The sequence below is a fragment of the Sphingomonas sp. TREG-RG-20F-R18-01 genome, assembly GCF_022662475.1.
Lineage (GTDB): Bacteria > Pseudomonadota > Alphaproteobacteria > Sphingomonadales > Sphingomonadaceae > Sphingomonas.
Genome location: NZ_JAKNQQ010000021.1, coordinates 12413 through 28341 on the forward strand (window position 1 = coordinate 12413; position 15929 = coordinate 28341).

At 64.2% G+C, this 15929-nt stretch carries 16 protein-coding genes and 1 pseudogene; 6 read left to right on the forward strand and 11 right to left on the reverse strand.

The genetic code is table 11. The features are described 5' to 3' along the window. Positions 1 to 170 precede the first annotated feature (170 nt). Positions 171 to 497, forward strand: coding sequence for a hypothetical protein (locus L8K25_RS21495; protein ID WP_242141076.1), 327 nt, complete (start codon positions 171 to 173; stop codon positions 495 to 497). Positions 498 to 690: 193 nt separating this feature from the next. On the opposite strand, the gene L8K25_RS21500 is transcribed toward L8K25_RS21495, so the two are convergent. Continuing rightward, positions 691 to 855 carry a hypothetical protein gene (locus L8K25_RS21500; RefSeq protein WP_242141077.1) on the reverse strand — a complete coding sequence of 55 codons (165 nt, stop codon included), beginning with the start codon at positions 853 to 855 and terminating at the stop codon, positions 691 to 693. 540 nt (positions 856 to 1395) lie between these two features. Between L8K25_RS21500 and L8K25_RS21505 the strand changes: the two genes are divergently transcribed. Then, a complete protein-coding gene (locus L8K25_RS21505) occupies positions 1396 to 1533 on the forward strand; it encodes a hypothetical protein (RefSeq protein WP_242141078.1) in 138 nt (45 codons plus the stop codon). Positions 1534 to 1576: 43 nt separating this feature from the next. Next, complete coding sequence (locus tag L8K25_RS21510; RefSeq protein WP_242141079.1) at positions 1577 to 1801, forward strand: hypothetical protein; 225 nt, start codon at positions 1577 to 1579, stop codon at positions 1799 to 1801. Between the two features lie 94 nt (positions 1802 to 1895). Here L8K25_RS21510 and L8K25_RS21515 read toward each other — a convergent pair whose 3' ends face one another. The 3 genes from L8K25_RS21515 to L8K25_RS21525 all read right to left on the reverse strand — a co-directional run bounded on the left by L8K25_RS21515 (position 1896) and on the right by L8K25_RS21525 (position 5953). Continuing rightward, a complete protein-coding gene (locus L8K25_RS21515) occupies positions 1896 to 2306 on the reverse strand; it encodes a single-stranded DNA-binding protein (protein ID WP_242141080.1) in 411 nt (136 codons plus the stop codon). Between the two features lie 1133 nt (positions 2307 to 3439). Continuing rightward, entirely contained in the window at positions 3440 to 4399 is a 960-nt protein-coding gene (locus tag L8K25_RS21520) for a DUF2493 domain-containing protein (protein ID WP_242141091.1), read from the reverse strand. Between the two features lie 1206 nt (positions 4400 to 5605). Beyond that, positions 5606 to 5953 (reverse strand): helix-turn-helix domain-containing protein, encoded by a 348-nt coding sequence (locus L8K25_RS21525; protein ID WP_242141081.1) that lies wholly within the window; start codon positions 5951 to 5953, stop codon positions 5606 to 5608. A gap of 78 nt (positions 5954 to 6031) precedes the next feature. On the opposite strand from L8K25_RS21525, the gene L8K25_RS21530 reads away from it, so the two are divergent. Further along, positions 6032 to 6844, forward strand: coding sequence for an SDR family NAD(P)-dependent oxidoreductase (locus L8K25_RS21530; protein ID WP_242141082.1), 813 nt, complete (start codon positions 6032 to 6034; stop codon positions 6842 to 6844). A 471-nt stretch (positions 6845 to 7315) separates the two neighbouring features. Here L8K25_RS21530 and L8K25_RS21535 read toward each other — a convergent pair whose 3' ends face one another. The 6 genes from L8K25_RS21535 to L8K25_RS21560 all read right to left on the reverse strand — a co-directional run bounded on the left by L8K25_RS21535 (position 7316) and on the right by L8K25_RS21560 (position 12956). Then, the gene (locus tag L8K25_RS21535) at positions 7316 to 7903 is read right to left on the reverse strand and encodes a hypothetical protein (protein ID WP_242141083.1); all 588 of its coding nucleotides are present in this window, start codon (positions 7901 to 7903) and stop codon (positions 7316 to 7318) included. A 48-nt stretch (positions 7904 to 7951) separates the two neighbouring features. After that, positions 7952 to 8587, reverse strand: coding sequence for a hypothetical protein (locus tag L8K25_RS21540; protein WP_242141084.1), 636 nt, complete (start codon positions 8585 to 8587; stop codon positions 7952 to 7954). A 71-nt stretch (positions 8588 to 8658) separates the two neighbouring features. Next, a complete protein-coding gene (locus L8K25_RS21545; protein WP_242141085.1) occupies positions 8659 to 8868 on the reverse strand; it encodes a hypothetical protein in 210 nt (69 codons plus the stop codon). Continuing rightward, positions 8865 to 9836 carry a phosphoadenosine phosphosulfate reductase family protein gene (locus tag L8K25_RS21550; RefSeq protein WP_242141086.1) on the reverse strand — a complete coding sequence of 324 codons (972 nt, stop codon included), beginning with the start codon at positions 9834 to 9836 and terminating at the stop codon, positions 8865 to 8867. The genes L8K25_RS21545 and L8K25_RS21550 overlap by 4 nt, the downstream gene beginning before the upstream one ends. After that, positions 9833 to 10756 (reverse strand): zincin-like metallopeptidase domain-containing protein, encoded by a 924-nt coding sequence (locus L8K25_RS21555; RefSeq protein ID WP_242141087.1) that lies wholly within the window; start codon positions 10754 to 10756, stop codon positions 9833 to 9835. Before L8K25_RS21555 ends, L8K25_RS21550 begins: the two co-directional genes overlap by 4 nt. A 136-nt stretch (positions 10757 to 10892) precedes the next feature. Beyond that, a complete protein-coding gene (locus L8K25_RS21560) occupies positions 10893 to 12956 on the reverse strand; it encodes a ParB/RepB/Spo0J family partition protein (RefSeq protein ID WP_242141088.1) in 2064 nt (687 codons plus the stop codon). Between the two features lie 402 nt (positions 12957 to 13358). Here L8K25_RS21560 and L8K25_RS21565 point away from each other — a divergent pair, with 402 nt between their 5' ends. Both L8K25_RS21565 and L8K25_RS21570 read left to right on the forward strand, forming a co-directional pair. After that, positions 13359 to 14324, forward strand: a complete 966-nt coding sequence (locus L8K25_RS21565; RefSeq protein WP_242141089.1) for a PAS domain-containing protein — start codon at positions 13359 to 13361, stop codon at positions 14322 to 14324. Continuing rightward, positions 14272 to 15300 (forward strand): ATP-binding protein, encoded by a 1029-nt coding sequence (locus L8K25_RS21570; protein WP_242141090.1) that lies wholly within the window; start codon positions 14272 to 14274, stop codon positions 15298 to 15300. The genes L8K25_RS21565 and L8K25_RS21570 overlap by 53 nt, the downstream gene beginning before the upstream one ends. Before the next feature lie 74 nt (positions 15301 to 15374). Here L8K25_RS21570 and L8K25_RS21575 read toward each other — a convergent pair. Then, positions 15375 to 15929, reverse strand: a pseudogene (locus L8K25_RS21575) (methylase); the annotation flags it as partial.

The window sequence follows — 15929 nt, forward strand, 5'->3', positions numbered from 1 at the left end:
GCACCCATAGGGTCGCAACGGAGTGGAGAAGCCCGCTGGCGGGCTTGCGCGGGGGGGCGCCCCGGCCAGGACGTAGAAGCCCGAAATGCCGCGCGGATCGTCGACAGAGTGAGACTTCAGGCCCAGGCTGATGCTGGACGACCACGCCGATCGCGGCGTATCGTTCGACCATGGAAACGGCTGCCAACATCGTTGCCCTGTGGCCCCGCTGGATGGACAGCGTGGGCGATATGCTCCGGATGAAGGCGCTGGTCCGGATTCGTTGCTGCAAATGCGGGACGCTGATGCGGGCCGAGCTGGAAGACATCGTCGCACGCCACGGCTCTGACTATTCGCTCGTCGACAAACTGGAGCGCTGCCGGATGGTCGAGTGCGAAGGGTCTACGTTCTATCTGGCGTCGCGAACCTATGGCCGGGAATGGGTAACGCTCCTGCGCGACCCGCGGCTGATGAAGGTGTTTGAGGTACTGCCGCCTGTCCGGACCGCGTGGAGCTGATTGCCCGCGTCCGGAAGAGATACCGTCTGAATTTGCATCCCTCACCGAATCGGTGGGTGGAAGGGGGCAGAAGCCTTTGTCCAGCGGCGCTGCCGTGCTTGCGCAGCGGCGCCGGGGCGGGTTCGATACCCGCTCCAGCCCCTTCACGGTTGACGAGCGGAGAGGGGAGGGGGGCCGAAGCCCCCCGGGAGGTTCAGGCGTAAGCGTCGTATTCGTTGACGATCGTGAGCGAGCTGTCGTGATCTTCGGCGGTGATGACGGCGTACCCTGTGCCGACGGCGATAACCATGGTTGCCACCATCAAGGTTCTTGCGAGGCCCATGGCGTTTTTGCGGGCAATCCAGATATCGTTGAACATGTCCGAGGCTCCTGTGAAGCCGGCGGGGTTCATCCCCGCTCGACAGGCGCCCGACAGGACGGGGAAGGGCCGCGATCACTTTTTTCGCTTGCGAAAAAAGCCGTAGCGAAGCGCCCGGACCCCTTGCGGGTTGATCGTACAAGGCCCTGAGCCGGCCCAAGGATTGCGCCTCAAGAGCGGGGTGAAGCCCGCCTGCCGGGAACGTCGTGCTCAGCGTTGGTTTGCCGGTAACGCGCCCCCTCGCAGGCGCGGTGGACACCTGCCCAGTCCGTGCCCCCTCTCTGCGCTCCGATGTCGACGGGGACAGTGCGCTGCGCGGCGGTGCCGCCCCGGCCGGGCCAGGATGGAAGGAAGTTGCCGCTTTACGGAAAGAAGTTTCCGCGCTGTGCGTCCGTCAGTCGATCGTAACCCGAACGGGCCGAGACCGGCTACGGGCTCGGTGGAGCGAAGCGGAATAGAGCGACGGTCCCGGCTTTGCCGGGAGACGCCAACTCGTCTCGAGACACCAACACCCGGCTTCATGATAAGGCTTTAGACTGAATGGCGATCCCTACCGTCCCCTATGCATTGGTAGTCGACGACGATCCGCTCATTCTGATGCAAGCCTTCGACGTCCCGGAAGGAGCGGGGTTTCGCTTTCACGAAGCGGGTACGGGCAAAGAGGCCAAGACCTCCTGAGCGATCATACCGACGGTGTGACGCCCTGTTTTCAGACGTGGCGATGCCCGGCGACAGCGACGGGTGCGTGCTAACCCATTACTTTGCCGAGCATTGGCCCTGGATCGAGATCGTGATCGCAAGCGGCAACGTGACGCCATGTCCGGGGGACATGCCCGGCAAAGCGACGTGCATCGGCAAGCCTTTCGACGATCGCATGCTCCAGCAACGTCTCACGGAGACGCTGCCGGACAACAAGCAACTCGAGCAGCTCAAGTACGCGGCTTAGCTGTGTCTTCGTGAACTTGTGACCTTGCGGTCCTGATTGCCGGTTAACGCGCGAAGAGGCCCGGAGCGCCAGCTCCGGGCCCGTACTGCCTCCATCAGAAGGGGACGTCATCCGCCTCATCGTCCTGCGCGGCGCCTTGGCGTTCCTGGCGGTTCTTGCCGTAGGAGAGGAAGGTCACTTCGTCGGCGATGATCTCGACACCGTAGCGCTCGATGCTCTGATCGTCGGTCCAGCGGGTGTAGTGGATGCGGCCCCGGACCATGACCTTCTGGCCCTTCTCGACATACTGCGCGACGGTCTTGCCGACGCTATTGAAGCAGGTGATCCGGTGCCATTCGGTGTCCTCGACCCGGCGACCTTCGCCATCCTTCATGGTCTTGCCGTCCTGGTCGCGCTTGGGGCGCGAGGTGGCGAGGGAGAAGTTGGTGATCTTCGTGCCACCCTGGGTGGTGCGGACTTCAGGCGTGGCGCCGACGTTGCCGGCGAGGATGACGAGGTTCTGCATTTCGAGGTTCCTTTTTTTGCTCGCCGGGGGGTCCGTCCCCTCGACTGAACACCAAAAAAGACGGCCAGGACGCCCTCTCCACCGGAAGCGAGAAGACGCGCAGGGGAACCCCGATCAAAGGGGTGGTGCGGGCAGCCGCGGAGCGGCAACTCGGCCCGAACGATCGCGGGTTGGAGGGGGTGGAAAGCCGGATTAGGTCGTTCAGGAAAGAGAGGGGATGGACCCCCCGGCGGGCAACGGACATGGAACCGTGAAGCAGGACGCCCTTGTCGCGTTGCTCGTCCGGCAGTGCCACTATGCCTCGATCCCGCTATCCGGGCGAACCTGACACCCTCCCTCGCTGATGCTCGCCCCCTGCGCCGGTGGCTGTCGTGAAGGATGATGGTTGCGGCGTGGACCTTGGTGCCGCATTCGCTGTCACGGCGCGCGTGCGTCGTGCGTGTCGAGATGACGATGGGACGGTTCGTGCTGCGCAGCGCCCCGCCCGGACGGCAGGAACCGAGCGCGGTTATCGTGATTCCGGCAGTGCATCCCGCCTGGCATAACGCGGCGAAGCCGGGGCAGAGACCAACGCGGTGAGGTGGCGTGCGGCCTGAACGAGAGGCACACGGCGAGGGGCAGACTCCGGCCTCGCCCCACGGAACCACTCCGCGTCGGAATCGCGATTTGGGCGCGGCAAGCCCCCGTCAGTCGATCGTCACCCGAACGGGCGTCTACGGGCTCGGTGGAGCGAAGCGAAATAGCGCGCTGGTCGCGAAACTATTCGCCCCGAACCTTCGCGGCTTGCTCTTAGAAACCAGTCATCACCGCTGGGCGGTTCGCCTTGGAAGCCTGCACGACCGATCATGTCCTCGACAGCGCGATCCGCGTCCTCACCATTCAGGCGGGGGCAGGAGCCGGCGACGGTGACGAAAAGCCTCTTGCCGCTCGCGAGGAGAGCGCTGAGGTTGTCCGTCATGACGCCGTGGTAGGTGTCGCCGTCAGCCGAAGCGCGAAGCACCAGCAATACGCAGCCGTCTGTAACGGGTTGGGCGAGGCATCGATTTACTTCTCGATGGGGTGTAAGTGGCTGGATTTCTGCGGGGATGCCGCAAGGGCGAGGCCGCTGGCTTTGCCAGCGGCCGAGCCGAAGCTCAGGCGACCTCTCGGTCGCCCTGAGCGTTCTGAGCTGCGGGAGGGGTTCCGAGCGGTCCGCGGCGATCGACCACGCGGATGCCGGCCTTCTTGGCGTCGATCACCAGACGTTCGGTCACGCCGTTGCCCTGGAAGGCAATGACGTAGCGGGGCTTCAGCGAGAGCATCTGTTCGTTGCGACGGAAGCCGGCACGATCACCCAGGTTGCGATCAAGACCGAAGCGGACTTGCTGGATACCGTTCTGTTCGGCCCACGACGCCGCGATTCGCTCGATTCCCTTCATGTCGCCGCCATGGACGAGATACATGTCGCCGACGCGCTCCCGAACCGCACCCAGGGTACGCAGCAGATTTTCGCCAAACGCCTTCATATCCTGATCGGTCCGGAAGGTCAGCCGTCCCCCGGCAAACACTACGGGCGTGCCCTGTGCAGTGTTGGCGTCGCGGACCCGCTCGCGCCGAGCCTGGAGGAAGGCGCGCCCGTCAACGATTGCCGACGTAACCCCGAGCGAAATGCGGTTGCCGGTCGACGGGATCCAGGAACGGCCGGTCTCGCGGATATAGTGTACCGCTGCGGTGTCGCGCATGTGCTCGTAGCAGGTCGCGGCTTCCTCGATCTTCTTGGCAAGGTCGATCTTGTCCTCGAGGTTGGCGGTGTTGATCTCCGAACCGTCCTGCTCGGCCAGGAGGAGCCTGATCTCATCGGTGAGACGGTCGATAGTCGCGTGCTTCTTCGCCGCGGCCCGGTGGAAGAGGTTGACCAGGCCCCAGCCCATCTCCTCGATGTCGCGCTCGAGCGACGTGTTCTCGAGGGTTGCGAACAGGTCGCTCCAGATGGCGGTGGTGGTCTGCTCCAGTGCTTCGGTCGAGGGCGGGCACATGCCTGAAATGTCTTCGGCGCGGGGTTCGAGGTGTCCAAGCTCCAGAGCGGAGAGTGCGGCAGCGAGGGAAGTGGTCATGGGGTCAAGCCCTTCATCTGATCGAGGCCGGCGGCCTATCCGCCGGATGCGCACCTCCTGGGCAGCCGAATGAGGGGCGCCGGCACCGACGCGAAGCGGAGGGAAGCCGCAAAAACCGGGGTGGTGCGGGCAGCCGCATAGCGGCAACTCGGCCCGGAATTTTGCGGTTGCGGGGGTCTCGCGGCCGCCCATGTGTCGCATCTCTGGCGGAAGGCTACGGCAAGTCAGGTGGCGTCGGGCGCAGACGTGACCACGCTTGCTGCTACGGTTGAAGTGGGGCTCAACCCGAACGTCGCGATGTCGTCGAGAAGTGCCTGCCCCGTTGCGTACAAGCGGACCATCGCCGCTGGGGTGATCCGTGGGCGCTCCTTCGGCGCCGATCGCATCGACCATGATGCACAAGCTGGTCGACCAGATCCTCGCTCCGGGTCGCGGCATAGCCCGCGCACGCCGCAGCTTGCGAGAACAGGTCCGGGACGGGCAGGGCGGAGGTCGCGCCGCCATCGAGGACAAGGCGAGAAGGATCGACGTCCGCACCTTCAGCGACAAGCGCGGACATACGTGGGATGCTCCGTATCGAGGCTCTTCCACCCGTCGGTCGTATGCGCCCCATCGACAAGCGGCGCAGCAGTCGCTGACGACCTCTTCCGCCTCGACCGTCTTTTCGCACGATGTTGGGCAGAGTATTCGAAAGGGCCGGTGAGGTCTTCACAAGACCGGACTCCTGAAGGTTGGCAAAATGGGAGACCCAAGCGGTTCGGGTCATTCGTAGCGGAGACGTGCGGCCGGAAAGGCGATAGGGGTCAGCCATCGTGGACGTGGGCCTCGAAGCGACCAGCGGAGAGGACGCTGCTGATCTCGCGCGCGTGATCACCGACGTTCCAGTCGCGATCGAGATGCGCCTGGAGTTCAACCGACATTCGCCGGGCACCGTCATTATAACCGCAAGGGGAAGGTAACGCCGCAGGCGGCCAGCGCCGGGTCGGGGTCGGTACATGAAACAGACCCGAATATACGCTTAGCGCCCGCACGCCGGCTCAGATGACGCAAAACCTGTTTGTCGTGCATTCCTGGTAATGACGAGGCGTGGGACGAACCGGTCGTTCGCTGACCCGATGCCGGAGGTCAGCTTTCGGCAGAAGGGGACATTCGAGGTGCTTCCGACATCCCGCCCCGGAATGAGCAAGGCGGGCCGAAAGGGAACGGCTATTCAGGATGGCTAGCGGAAAAGCGTCGGGCCTCGAATAAGAGCGGCATCAGTTGCCGCCCCTCCTCCGACAGCCGGTATTCGACACGAAGCGGTTTTTCCTCGAAGTCGATCCGCTCAATGAGGCGGTCTATCTCTAGCTCCCGCAAATGCTGCGTCAGCATTTTCTGCGAAATGTCGGGCATGTCGCGCATCAACTGCGAAGACCGCAGGCTCGGGTCAGCAAAAAGGCGAAACAGGATCGGGAGCTTCCAGCGACCCTGAATCATACGGATTACGCGAATCACATGTTCGGAGGTGCCGTCAGGTCCGAGACAGGCAGCCCGGTGCTCCAGCGTAACAGGCACCTTAAAGTGCGTACTTGTCTCACTCGCCGTCACGATCGACCTACCTCCTCATCAGCGACGTAAGATGGGCTTTGGACGATGGACCTGCAACTCAACCACAAGACGGCCCTGGTGACTGGGAGCAGTAAGGGGATCGGCGAAGCCATCGCTTTGGCTCTGGCGCGCGAGGGTGCGGCGCTCGTCATCCACGGACGCGACCAAAAGCAGGCCCAACGTGTCGTGAACGCCATCGTCGCAGGCGGCGGGCGCGCGCATGCGGTGCTCGGCGATTTGACGCACGACGACGCGGTTGAGCGGCTGGTAGCCGAGGCGCGAGAGGCGGTCGGTGCGATCGATATTCTGGTCAACAATGCCGGTGGTTCCGGTCCGAAAAGCGACTGGGAGTCGACCACGTCTGCCGGATGGGCATCGACGTATGACCGCAACGTCCTTGCTGCGGTGCGTGTCAGCACACGGATTCTTCCCTTCATGCGACAGGCCCGTTGGGGCCGCGTGATCAACATTTCGAGCGGCGCGGCAACGATGCCCCCCGCGACAGGGCCGGACTATTCCGCCGCGAAGGCTGCGATAAACGCCCTGACCGCCTCGATGGCTAAAGCGGTGGCCGCCGACGGCATCACGGTCAACACGATCTCACCCGGAACGATCAAGAGCGACAAACTGGAGGGTGGTTTCCGGGCTGTAGCAGCGGCGCGCGGGATCGCGGCTGAGGATGCGCCTTGGGAGGACATTCAGCGTGGCGTGCTGCCGCTGTTCGCCGCCGTCCCGCTTGGCCGCGTTGGAGAATTGAGCGAACTTGCCGATACGGTCGCCTTCCTCGCAAGCCCGCTCGCTGGATATATCACCGGCGTCAATCTCCACGTCGATGGCGGGTTCTCGTCAATTCCCTGACGGGCTCTAATCCTCGCGACCGACGATCCGTTTCAAATTGGGCTGACAGGGATTGCTGTTTGGGTGAACCGCCGATCTGAACGCAACGGGAAGGCAGATGAAACGAAGGTCGAGGCTTCAGCATCCCCACGCGCGGCGACAGGCTGCGGGCTTTGGGCACCACGCTGCCGGGCAAGAACCCCGGGAGGATGGCCGGTTCTGGGACCATCTGAGTCGGTTAGGAACAGCCGTCTGTGGGCGCGTTGCCGATTGTCTGCTTCGATCGGCGCGATCGGCAGCTTCCGTCACGACCGGACGCTCGTCGGAGGTATCTGACCGACCGGCTGTGGTCGGGAGCGGTCGCAGCCGCGCACGTCGCAAGTGCCGGGATCGTAGAAGAGAAGCATATTGATGGGCTCCGCGTTCGGCGAGTTCGACGATCATGGCGATGGAATCGAGGCTGGCACCCCAAGCCGAAACGACAAGCGCGCGTCAACCATTGGCCACCTCCCTCACGACGATCGCCGCATGAACAATGCGGTAGGCCCGCTTGCGAAATGCCGGGATACGGCAGATCGCGCGGCTTTCCGGGTCACGGAACAGCGGCGTCTTGCCCGTGGGGTTCGCGACCACCTCGAAACGGCTGCGGTCACTGCCGTCGCTGAAGCGCATGGGCTCATCGAAGATGATGGTCTGCCCGGGCTTTGGGGTCGGCTTGGCCCGGTCGAGCTTTTTTGCTAGCAGGTTGGCGCGGCACCGCGCGCGCCAGGCCAAGGCATATTCGCTGTCCGTGGCGGTCAGCTCGTCGAGGATCGCAGCCGGACACTCGCTCTCGTTCGGCCCGACCGTTTCATCCATATCCTTGTACCCGAACGTGCAGCCGTCGCGCGCGCCGGTGCTGGTCTTGGTAAGGCAGACGATGCCGAACACGATCCGTTCGGCTTCGTCCGCGAGGCGCTCGCAAGCGGCGTAATAGGTCGATCCGACCATGGCGGACGCCAGCACGGTCAGACGATGCGTGTCGCGCTGGTAGGTGAACTGGTTGTCGAGATACGAGCGCGGGGTGGCGTAGCCGCCCATATCGCGCATGAAGAGCCAACCCATGATAAGTCTCCGATGACGTAAGGATCAGGAGGCAGCGGCGAGGTGCGGAGCGCCAACGTCGCCAACCGTCGCGGTAAGCCGGCGCTGGAACGTGCTCACGTCCAGCAGCTCGGCGATCGGCGCGCGTTGGACGGGGCCGGCGTGTTCGCCGCCCCGGCAGCGGTTGAAGGTGATCTCGCTGTCGGGGAAGAAGCTGTGCGGCCGCACCCGGATCGAGAGATCGGCATGGCGCAGCTCGGTCGTGCCATCGTCCGCGATACCGCCCATGTCGGTACCGATACGGACGTCATGCGGCTCAAGGCCGATCGTCTCGGCGAGCGAAACGAGCGCGGAGCGTGCATGCCGATGGAATGTCCGCTTCGCCGTTGCGTCGCCGGCGACACTGTTGCCGGCGATGTCGAGCAGCGCGGATCCGGCGATAACGCTGTTGCGGTCTTCCGCACAGCGCAAACGCAGCTCGTTGGTGCTGGGCGCACTACGTTCGGCGACGGACGCCAGGTTGCGGATCAGCAGCAGGATCGACGCATCGCGGTCGATCGGCTTGCCGGCTCGCCGGCAGTCGTCGACGCCCGCGTTCAAGGCATGGAGCGCTGCAGGCACGGTGCCGAGCGCCTCGGGAGACAGCGCCTCGTTGTGGCGGTAGTGGGTGTCGTAGAGCATGGCCGGTCCTCCTGAGCGCACACGCGCGCTCAAAAGGCCGAAGGCTCCCTCTCCTCCGTGCGGGGCCTTGTTCAAAGCATCCCGCCAACAGGATCGGCCGATCGTGAGGCCGCGTCATAGCCGGACTGCCAAGCCGTGCGGAGCTTGCTCCCTCGGCGGTAATGACACCGGTCGTTGCCCATGACGAAGCAGCGCCATCCCGATTTCTCGGCTTCCCACAGCGGGTCTTCCCGCGTGGGAGCGAGCAGGTCCATGAGACCGACGCGCGTGGCGGCGTTCATGGCGGGCCTGCATGGTCGCCGAATGCGCCGGCAGGGAGCGTCCAGCGATCCGCCAGGATCGAGAGACGCCAGACCGGATCATCGGCTTGCGCCAATTCGTCTGGATGGAGCGTCGCAGCCGGGAACGCCGTGCCGCGGTCAGCGAGCTGCGTGACGGTGAGCGCGCGATGGATCGTCTTCCCGCTCGCGGCTTCGCGAGCCGCGACCCGTCGGAAGGCGGCAGGGAAGACGAGCCGGAGCGTCGCCCATTGGTCGGGCGAGCCGAAAATACAGGCTCGGCAGGACAGGCGGCCCCAACCCAGGACGTAGGCCGGGTGGGGACGGATCCGCACTTGCGCGATCGCGTCCCAGATCAGGCGCTCGGTCCAGTCATGGACCGGGCGCCAATGATCGACCGCACGCGCGAGGGTCGATGTGCGATGCGGCTCGAGCGTCGCATAGCGCGCACGCGAGGGACTTTCCTCGGCGCGCTCGCCGGTAATGACCAGCGTGCGGCCGTCGAGGAAGCGCGGCTGATTCCGGATCGCGGCCGCGAGGACGTCGATCTTCAGCGCGGGGCTGCACCAGCGCACGCGAAGATCGGGAGACGTCTGGGGAAAGAGCCCGCGCGTGCCGGCAGGGCCGTTGCCCCCGGCACGGCCGATGCCGGTCGGCGTCTCGAACGCGATGGGCGCGGTCGGCGCGTCGTCGCGCGCCAGCTCGCGCGCGAAGCCGCCTTCGCGCCACGAGACGTAGAGCGCGATCCCGAAATGCTCGGCGATCGCGCGGACATAGGCGGGCGTGCACGGCCAATCCATGAAGGTCGGGCCGTGGCCATCGACATCATGGTGATGCAGCTCGATCGCGTGCGCTGGCACGCCGAGGCTGAGGAGGTGGAGCAGGGCGGCAAGGCTGTCCGTGCCGCCACTGAACGCCACGACGAAGCGCCGGTAGGCGCCGAAGTCGGGGAGGGCGGCCGGAGCGGTCATGCTGCTTCACGGATTTGTTCCTCGGGTTCGGCCGAGGCGTCGAGGCCGGTTGCGCGGAGCAGATAGCCGGCTGCCGCTTCTGCCTTCGCCGCGGCGGTCATGATCGCGCGGCTGTCCTTGCGGAGCACCTTCAACCACGAGCCGATATAGGCGGCGTGATCGTCCATGTGCGACGTCGGCAGACCGAGATCGGCACCGAGCAGCGCTGAGGTCATCTCGGCGCAAAGCTCCTCGAACGCGTAAGCGTCGTCCCCGAAGCGCTTGCCGAACGTGCGATCGAGCCGGTCGGGATGGCCGGTCCAGTGGCCAGCCTCATGAGCGAGCGTGGCGGCGTGGTAGGCGCGGGTCGAGAATAGCTCGACGGGCGGCATGGTGATGGTGTCGGCGGTGCGGTCGTAGAACGCGCGATCGCCGCGAGCCTGGACCGTCGCCGGCAGCGCATCGAGGAAGCGCTGCGCGCGCTCGGGCAGCGCATCGGCCGGGGGCACGATGCTGACAGGGCTCGGGTAAAAGTCAGGAGACAGCCCGTCGATCTGGTCGCAATTGAACACGGCGTAGGAGCGCAGCACGCGCCGCATCTCGTCGGTCGTGTCGCCGGTGACGACGGATTCGACGGTTTTGCTGTAGGATTTATAGAAGATCGCGATCTGCGATTGCTCGCCCTCGCGAACCTGGCCGCCAAGAGCCTGCGCCTGTTTGTACGTCATCCAGGTGCGCGAGCTGTACCCGGCCCCCTCTGCACACAGCCACAGCCAGAAGCAGTTGATGCCTTTGTAGGGATCGCCGGTCGCGCGCAGCGGACGGCCGCCAAGGCCGGGGCGCCACGGCTTAACCCAGGGACGCACCCCGGATTCGAGCTTGTCGATGATGGTGTTGGTGATGATGTCGGCAGGCGAGGGCTTGTCGGTGATCTGTGCCACGATCGTTCTCCTGATTGAATTGAGGCAAACCCGCGTGAGCATCCTCCCCTCTGGAAGGGCGGTGCCGGGTCACAAAAAGAGGGGCGACACTTGCGCGAAGTGCCGCCCCAGGTGCCTCGAAAGGTGCAAGCCTGCGTCAGGCCACTTGGCTGAAAATCTCCTCTTCCTCGTGATCGATCACTGCGTCGTCACCGGTGTCGAGATCGGTATCCTCGTCCTCGTCCGGATCGGTGCCGGTCTCGTTGTCGGCGAAGCTCGAGCGCAACGGCGTGCGTGCCGCCTTCTCGATCCCCTCGAAGCGCATGGCTTCCGGCAACCAGGCCGTCGCCTTCTCGCGGATCTCGGCTTCGACGATGCCCTGGCCGTTGCACAGCGAGGCACAGGTGCCGGCAAGGTCGCCCTTCTTGGCGTCCTTGTAGCGGCCGCGCAGGATCGGGCCTCCAATCTCCTCGAGCGCGTCGAGCATGACGGTCTTCTTGACCCGGCCGAAGAAGTTCTCGGCCGTCGGGCGCCACCAATTCTCGACCTGGATGTCGAGGAGGCGACCGAGATGGTCATGGAAGCCATTGCTCCGATAGCCCTCGGCGACGTTGAGCGTCGGTTCGAGAGTTCGTGCTATCGAGTATGCAACCCAAGCGCCGCGGGCCTCGTCGTCGAGCGCCCGGAAGGCGTCGAAGCGGGCGGTCATGGTCGGCAGACCCGCCCAGCTCGTGTCGAGCTTCTGGCGCTGGTCGTCGATCGTCTGCGACGCCATCGATCCCTCGTCGCGGAACCCGAAGATCGGGAAGCCCGCGGCGCTCGACTTCAAGGTCGAGTGGTTGGGGATGTGCGCCTGCTCGAACACCACGTTCTGCGCCATCAGGAAGATGGTCAGGTCGAGTGCGAGTCCCGGGTCGCTGGCGACGTGGGCGGCGAGGATCTGGCGGCGCTGCGTCGCAAGTTCATCGACCAGCGTGGCGCTGAGCTTCGGACCCTGCTCGCCGTCGCCGGCATCGCCGTCCCCGGTTGCGCCGCCCGACTCCTTGGGCGGGGCGTTTGGATCCACGACCGGCTTTTCGCTGAAGAGGCGGGTGTGGACGCGGGGTTCGCCATCGCCCCCGATATAGACGAACGTCCCGATCTGCGCCTTCAGCGCTGGATCGATCTCGTGCCGGGCGTCCTCGATTGTCTCCAGCTCGCGCTCGATCGCCTCGATACGCGCGTTCGCCGCCTCGGCTTCGGCGCTGCCGTCGGGCAGTTCCTGCTCAAGCTGGTCGATCAGCGCGTCGTTTTCGGCCGACAGAACCTCGACACGCGCGGTCTCGTCCTCGGTGAGGGCGCGGGCGGGTGCGTGATACTCGTGAAGCTGGCGCTCGAGGTCGTAGGGGACGTGCGTCGCCGCGATCGGCGTGACGAACGCGAGACCTTCGGATTTCCCCAGTTCTGCCGCTGCGGCTTCGAGCTTCGAAGCGGCGAGCGTCTCGATCAGGTCCACGTCGATCCAGTTCTCATCGCCCTCCGTGGCGAACAGGTCGCTCTCAATGCGACCGCCTGCGGCAACATAGGCTTCGCGACCGACGAAGCGGGCCTTGGCGTCGTTCGCCTTGACGGTGCCGTTGAGAATGGCGCGACGGATGTTGTCGGGGTTGTCGCCATAGTAGGACGTCTTCATCTGGGCGAATACGCGCGTCTGGCGATCGACGTCGGTCGTGACGGCGTAAGCCTGCGCAACGCCGAGCGTGATCTCGCCGGCTGCGAGCGCCTCGAAGACAGGCGGGGCCAGCTCGGCAAGTCGCACGCGCTGCTCGACGAAGCGGGTGGTCACGCCCTGACGCTTGGCGACGTCCTCGGCGGTCGTGCCCTTCTGGATCAGGAAGTTGAAAACGGTGCATTCGTCGGCCGGATTCATCGGCACGCGCTGGAAGTTCTCGGCGAGGCTCGCCTCGATCGAGTTGTCGTCGTCGCTCAGCACGAGGACCGGGACGGTGTGGTCGACGGGGAGGGTGCCCTGGTCGATCAGGAGCTGGAGCGCGCGCAAGCGGCGACCGCCTGCCTTCACGGTGAAGTGCCCCGCCTTTTTGAGCGGGGTAACGATCAGGTTCTGCAACAGCCCCTGGGCTGCGATGTTCGCGGCAAGGGTGTCGATCCCTGCGTCGCGGTTAGATTTGCGGACATTGTCCTTCGAGAGCGAGAGGTTCTTGACCTTCACGGACTGCATCATCGGTTGTCTCCGTCTGAGATTAGCGCACCGCGTCAGGCGGTCACGCAAGCCTGCTCACCAAGCTCACAAAGCCGAAGGCTCCCTCCCCTCCGTCGGGCGTAACGAGAGGATCCCAGAGCTCGGTCAGGTCAAGCTGCGGCTTACCGAACATCGTGACGAGACTGCCGTGCACCGATTAATTGCCGAGGCGAGAATGCAGCCGTTTCGAAGCCCGTAGCTCTCGACGGATTCTACGCGACTGGTAGGCGCGAGATCGCAAAGTCGTTATGGTAGCCCCATGGCCAATTTCCTCACCGATGCTGACCGCCACGTGATGATGTTCTCGAGCATCGTCGTCGGTGCGTTGGAGATGATCGGCGCTTCATTCGGGCGTGCGTAACCTTGCCGGACGAACCGTCATCCGTGCCTGATCGCCAAGCGGTTGGTGACGATCGAGACATCGGAATAGTGCTCGAGGAGAAGCGGGAGGCCGATCAGTTTTGGGCGTTGAGCGTAGATCTGCTCGTAGTCGCAAATTATCAGGGCCGCCTTCAACGGGTCAGCCCGTCATGGCTGCCGCTGATAGGTATGGCAGAGCGCGATCTTCTCTCTGGCCACTATACCGCAATCACACATCCTGACGATGTCGAGCGGTCTATGGCTGCGGTCGAAAAGATGCGCATCGATCATCTTCCGGCAAGTTTCGAAAATCGGCTGCGCGGTGCGGACGGCGCGTGGAAAACGATCGCCTGGTCCTTATCGCCAATCCCGGGCGGTGAACGGTTTACGGCTATTGGGCGCAACCTGACCAAGGAACGCGAGGCAGAAGCGGCTCTAAACGATACCCGAGATTTCGTCCGGCTGGCTATAAACGCCGTCGGCGGTCTGGGGGTGTGGACCTACGATGTCCGCACCGATGTCTTTGTCTGCGATGCAGCCATATCAGCGCTCTATGGGCTGGATCCGGAGCGGGGTGCCGCTGGTCTGAAACGCGCTGAGTTCCTGGCTAATGTGGTGCCGGACGACGTAAATCCGCTGCGGGCGACAATGACCGGCGGTCTTGTTCACTCTGGTGAGCTCGAGCTCGAGTATCGCATCCAACATCCCGACGGGTCGATCCGGTGGGTACTTTCGCGTGGCCACACCTATTTTGACGAGGACGGGATCGCTGTACGCCGTACGGGTGTCGGGATCGACATGACGAAGCAGCGCCTGCTCGAAGAGCAACTGCGCCAAGCACAGAAGATGGAGGCATTGGGCCAGTTGACGGGTGGTATTGCCCATGATTTCAACAATCTGCTGACGGTTATCCGCGGATTTGCTCCGGAAGCCCGGCATGCCAGAGACGAAGCGCCTTCGTTACGTGGAGGCTGTCGCCGAGACGGCTGATCGCGCCGCAAAGCTGACCAGCCAGCTCCTGTCTTTCGCGCGGCGACAAGCTCTCAAACCGCAAGTCTTCGACGCCGGTGAAAGCGTGCTGGCACTGCGCGAGATGATGACGACGCTCCTCGGTTCCGGCGTGGAGCTTGAGGTTAACGTCGATGACTGCCCCCGTCATGTCAGCGCGGATCGCAGCCAGTTCGACACCGCGCTCATCAACATGGCAGTCAATGCGCGCGATGCGATGGACGGGGCTGGCAAGCTGACGGTCACTGTTGGAGAGGCCGTTGTCATTCCAGCTGTTCGAGGCCACTCGCCGGTCGACGGCAAATTCGTCACGGTGGCTCTCACGGACACTGGGTCCGGAATCTCCGCGGAGCACGTCGGTCGGATCTTCGAGCCGTTCTTCACCTCGAAAGCCGTCGGAAAAGGAACCGGCCTCGGGCTGAGTCAGGTTTTCGGTTTTGCCAAGCAATCGGATGGCGAGATAATCGTCAACAGTCGTGAGGGCGAAGGCACGACGTTCATCCTATTCCTCCCCAGCGTAATGGACACCATCGATGAACAGCCGACCTCCTACGTGGGTGAAGCTGCGGTGCTTCCCAACGATCTTTGCGTGCTCGTCGTAGAGGACAATACCGAGGTCGGTACCTTCGCGACCCAGGCACTGGCCGAACTGAGCGTCGAAGCGGTTTGGGCGCACGATGCTTCAGAGGCGCTTGAAAAAATCGATGCGGAGCCGACCCGCTTCGGCGTGATCTTCAGCGATGTGGTGATGCCCGGCATGTCGGGGATCGAGCTTGCTCAGGCATTACAGCAACGCCATCCTGACATACCGGTTCTGTTGGCAAGCGGTTACAGCAACGTCATTGCGACGTCCGGATCGTTCGGCTTTCCGTTGCTGCATAAACCCTATTCGATGGCGGAACTCGCCCAAGCGTTGCGCAAGGCGATCGGGGCTGGAAAAGTCGAACAGATTAGCTGACGACGGGGACGCGACCTTCGACCGGTTCGTTTTCGCTATGGCGTACAAACGGACCGGTCACCATCCGCGCTTGGTCAGCACAGGCCACCAATTCTCTCGAGTATAGTCGCGGCGGTCGCGACGGGCACAAACATCCGCATCTTGTGCTGGATGATCTCGGTGAAGCACCCGGCTGCCTTCAGCTCGGCCAACCGCGTGTGCGGCCAGTCGAGCAGCTCAAGGCGCTGCTGGCCGGCGACCAGGCTGCGCTTCAGCCGGTACGCACCGAGCGCGGTGATCTCAGCCGTCCCCATGACATGCTTTGCGGTCTCGGCACCCGACACCGTGATGGCGGCGGCGATGCCGAAGGCGTCCGCGAGCTTGGTCACGAGCGGCGCAGGGACGATGCGGCCGAGGAAAGACTGGCCATCATCGGTGTTGAGACGCCAGACCTGGACGTGATCGTCGGGCAGGCGGTCCCAGACCGGCAAAAGTAGGCCGGTGACGAGGTAGAGCGTGTTGGTGCGGGTCTTGCCCGACATCTCCTCGACCTCGGCCTGCCAGAGCGCGGAAAACTCGGCCTCGCTCGCATCTTCGCGGAACCACTGTTCGAGCGACTCTTTGGCATAGTCGCTTTCGAGGTTGTCGCG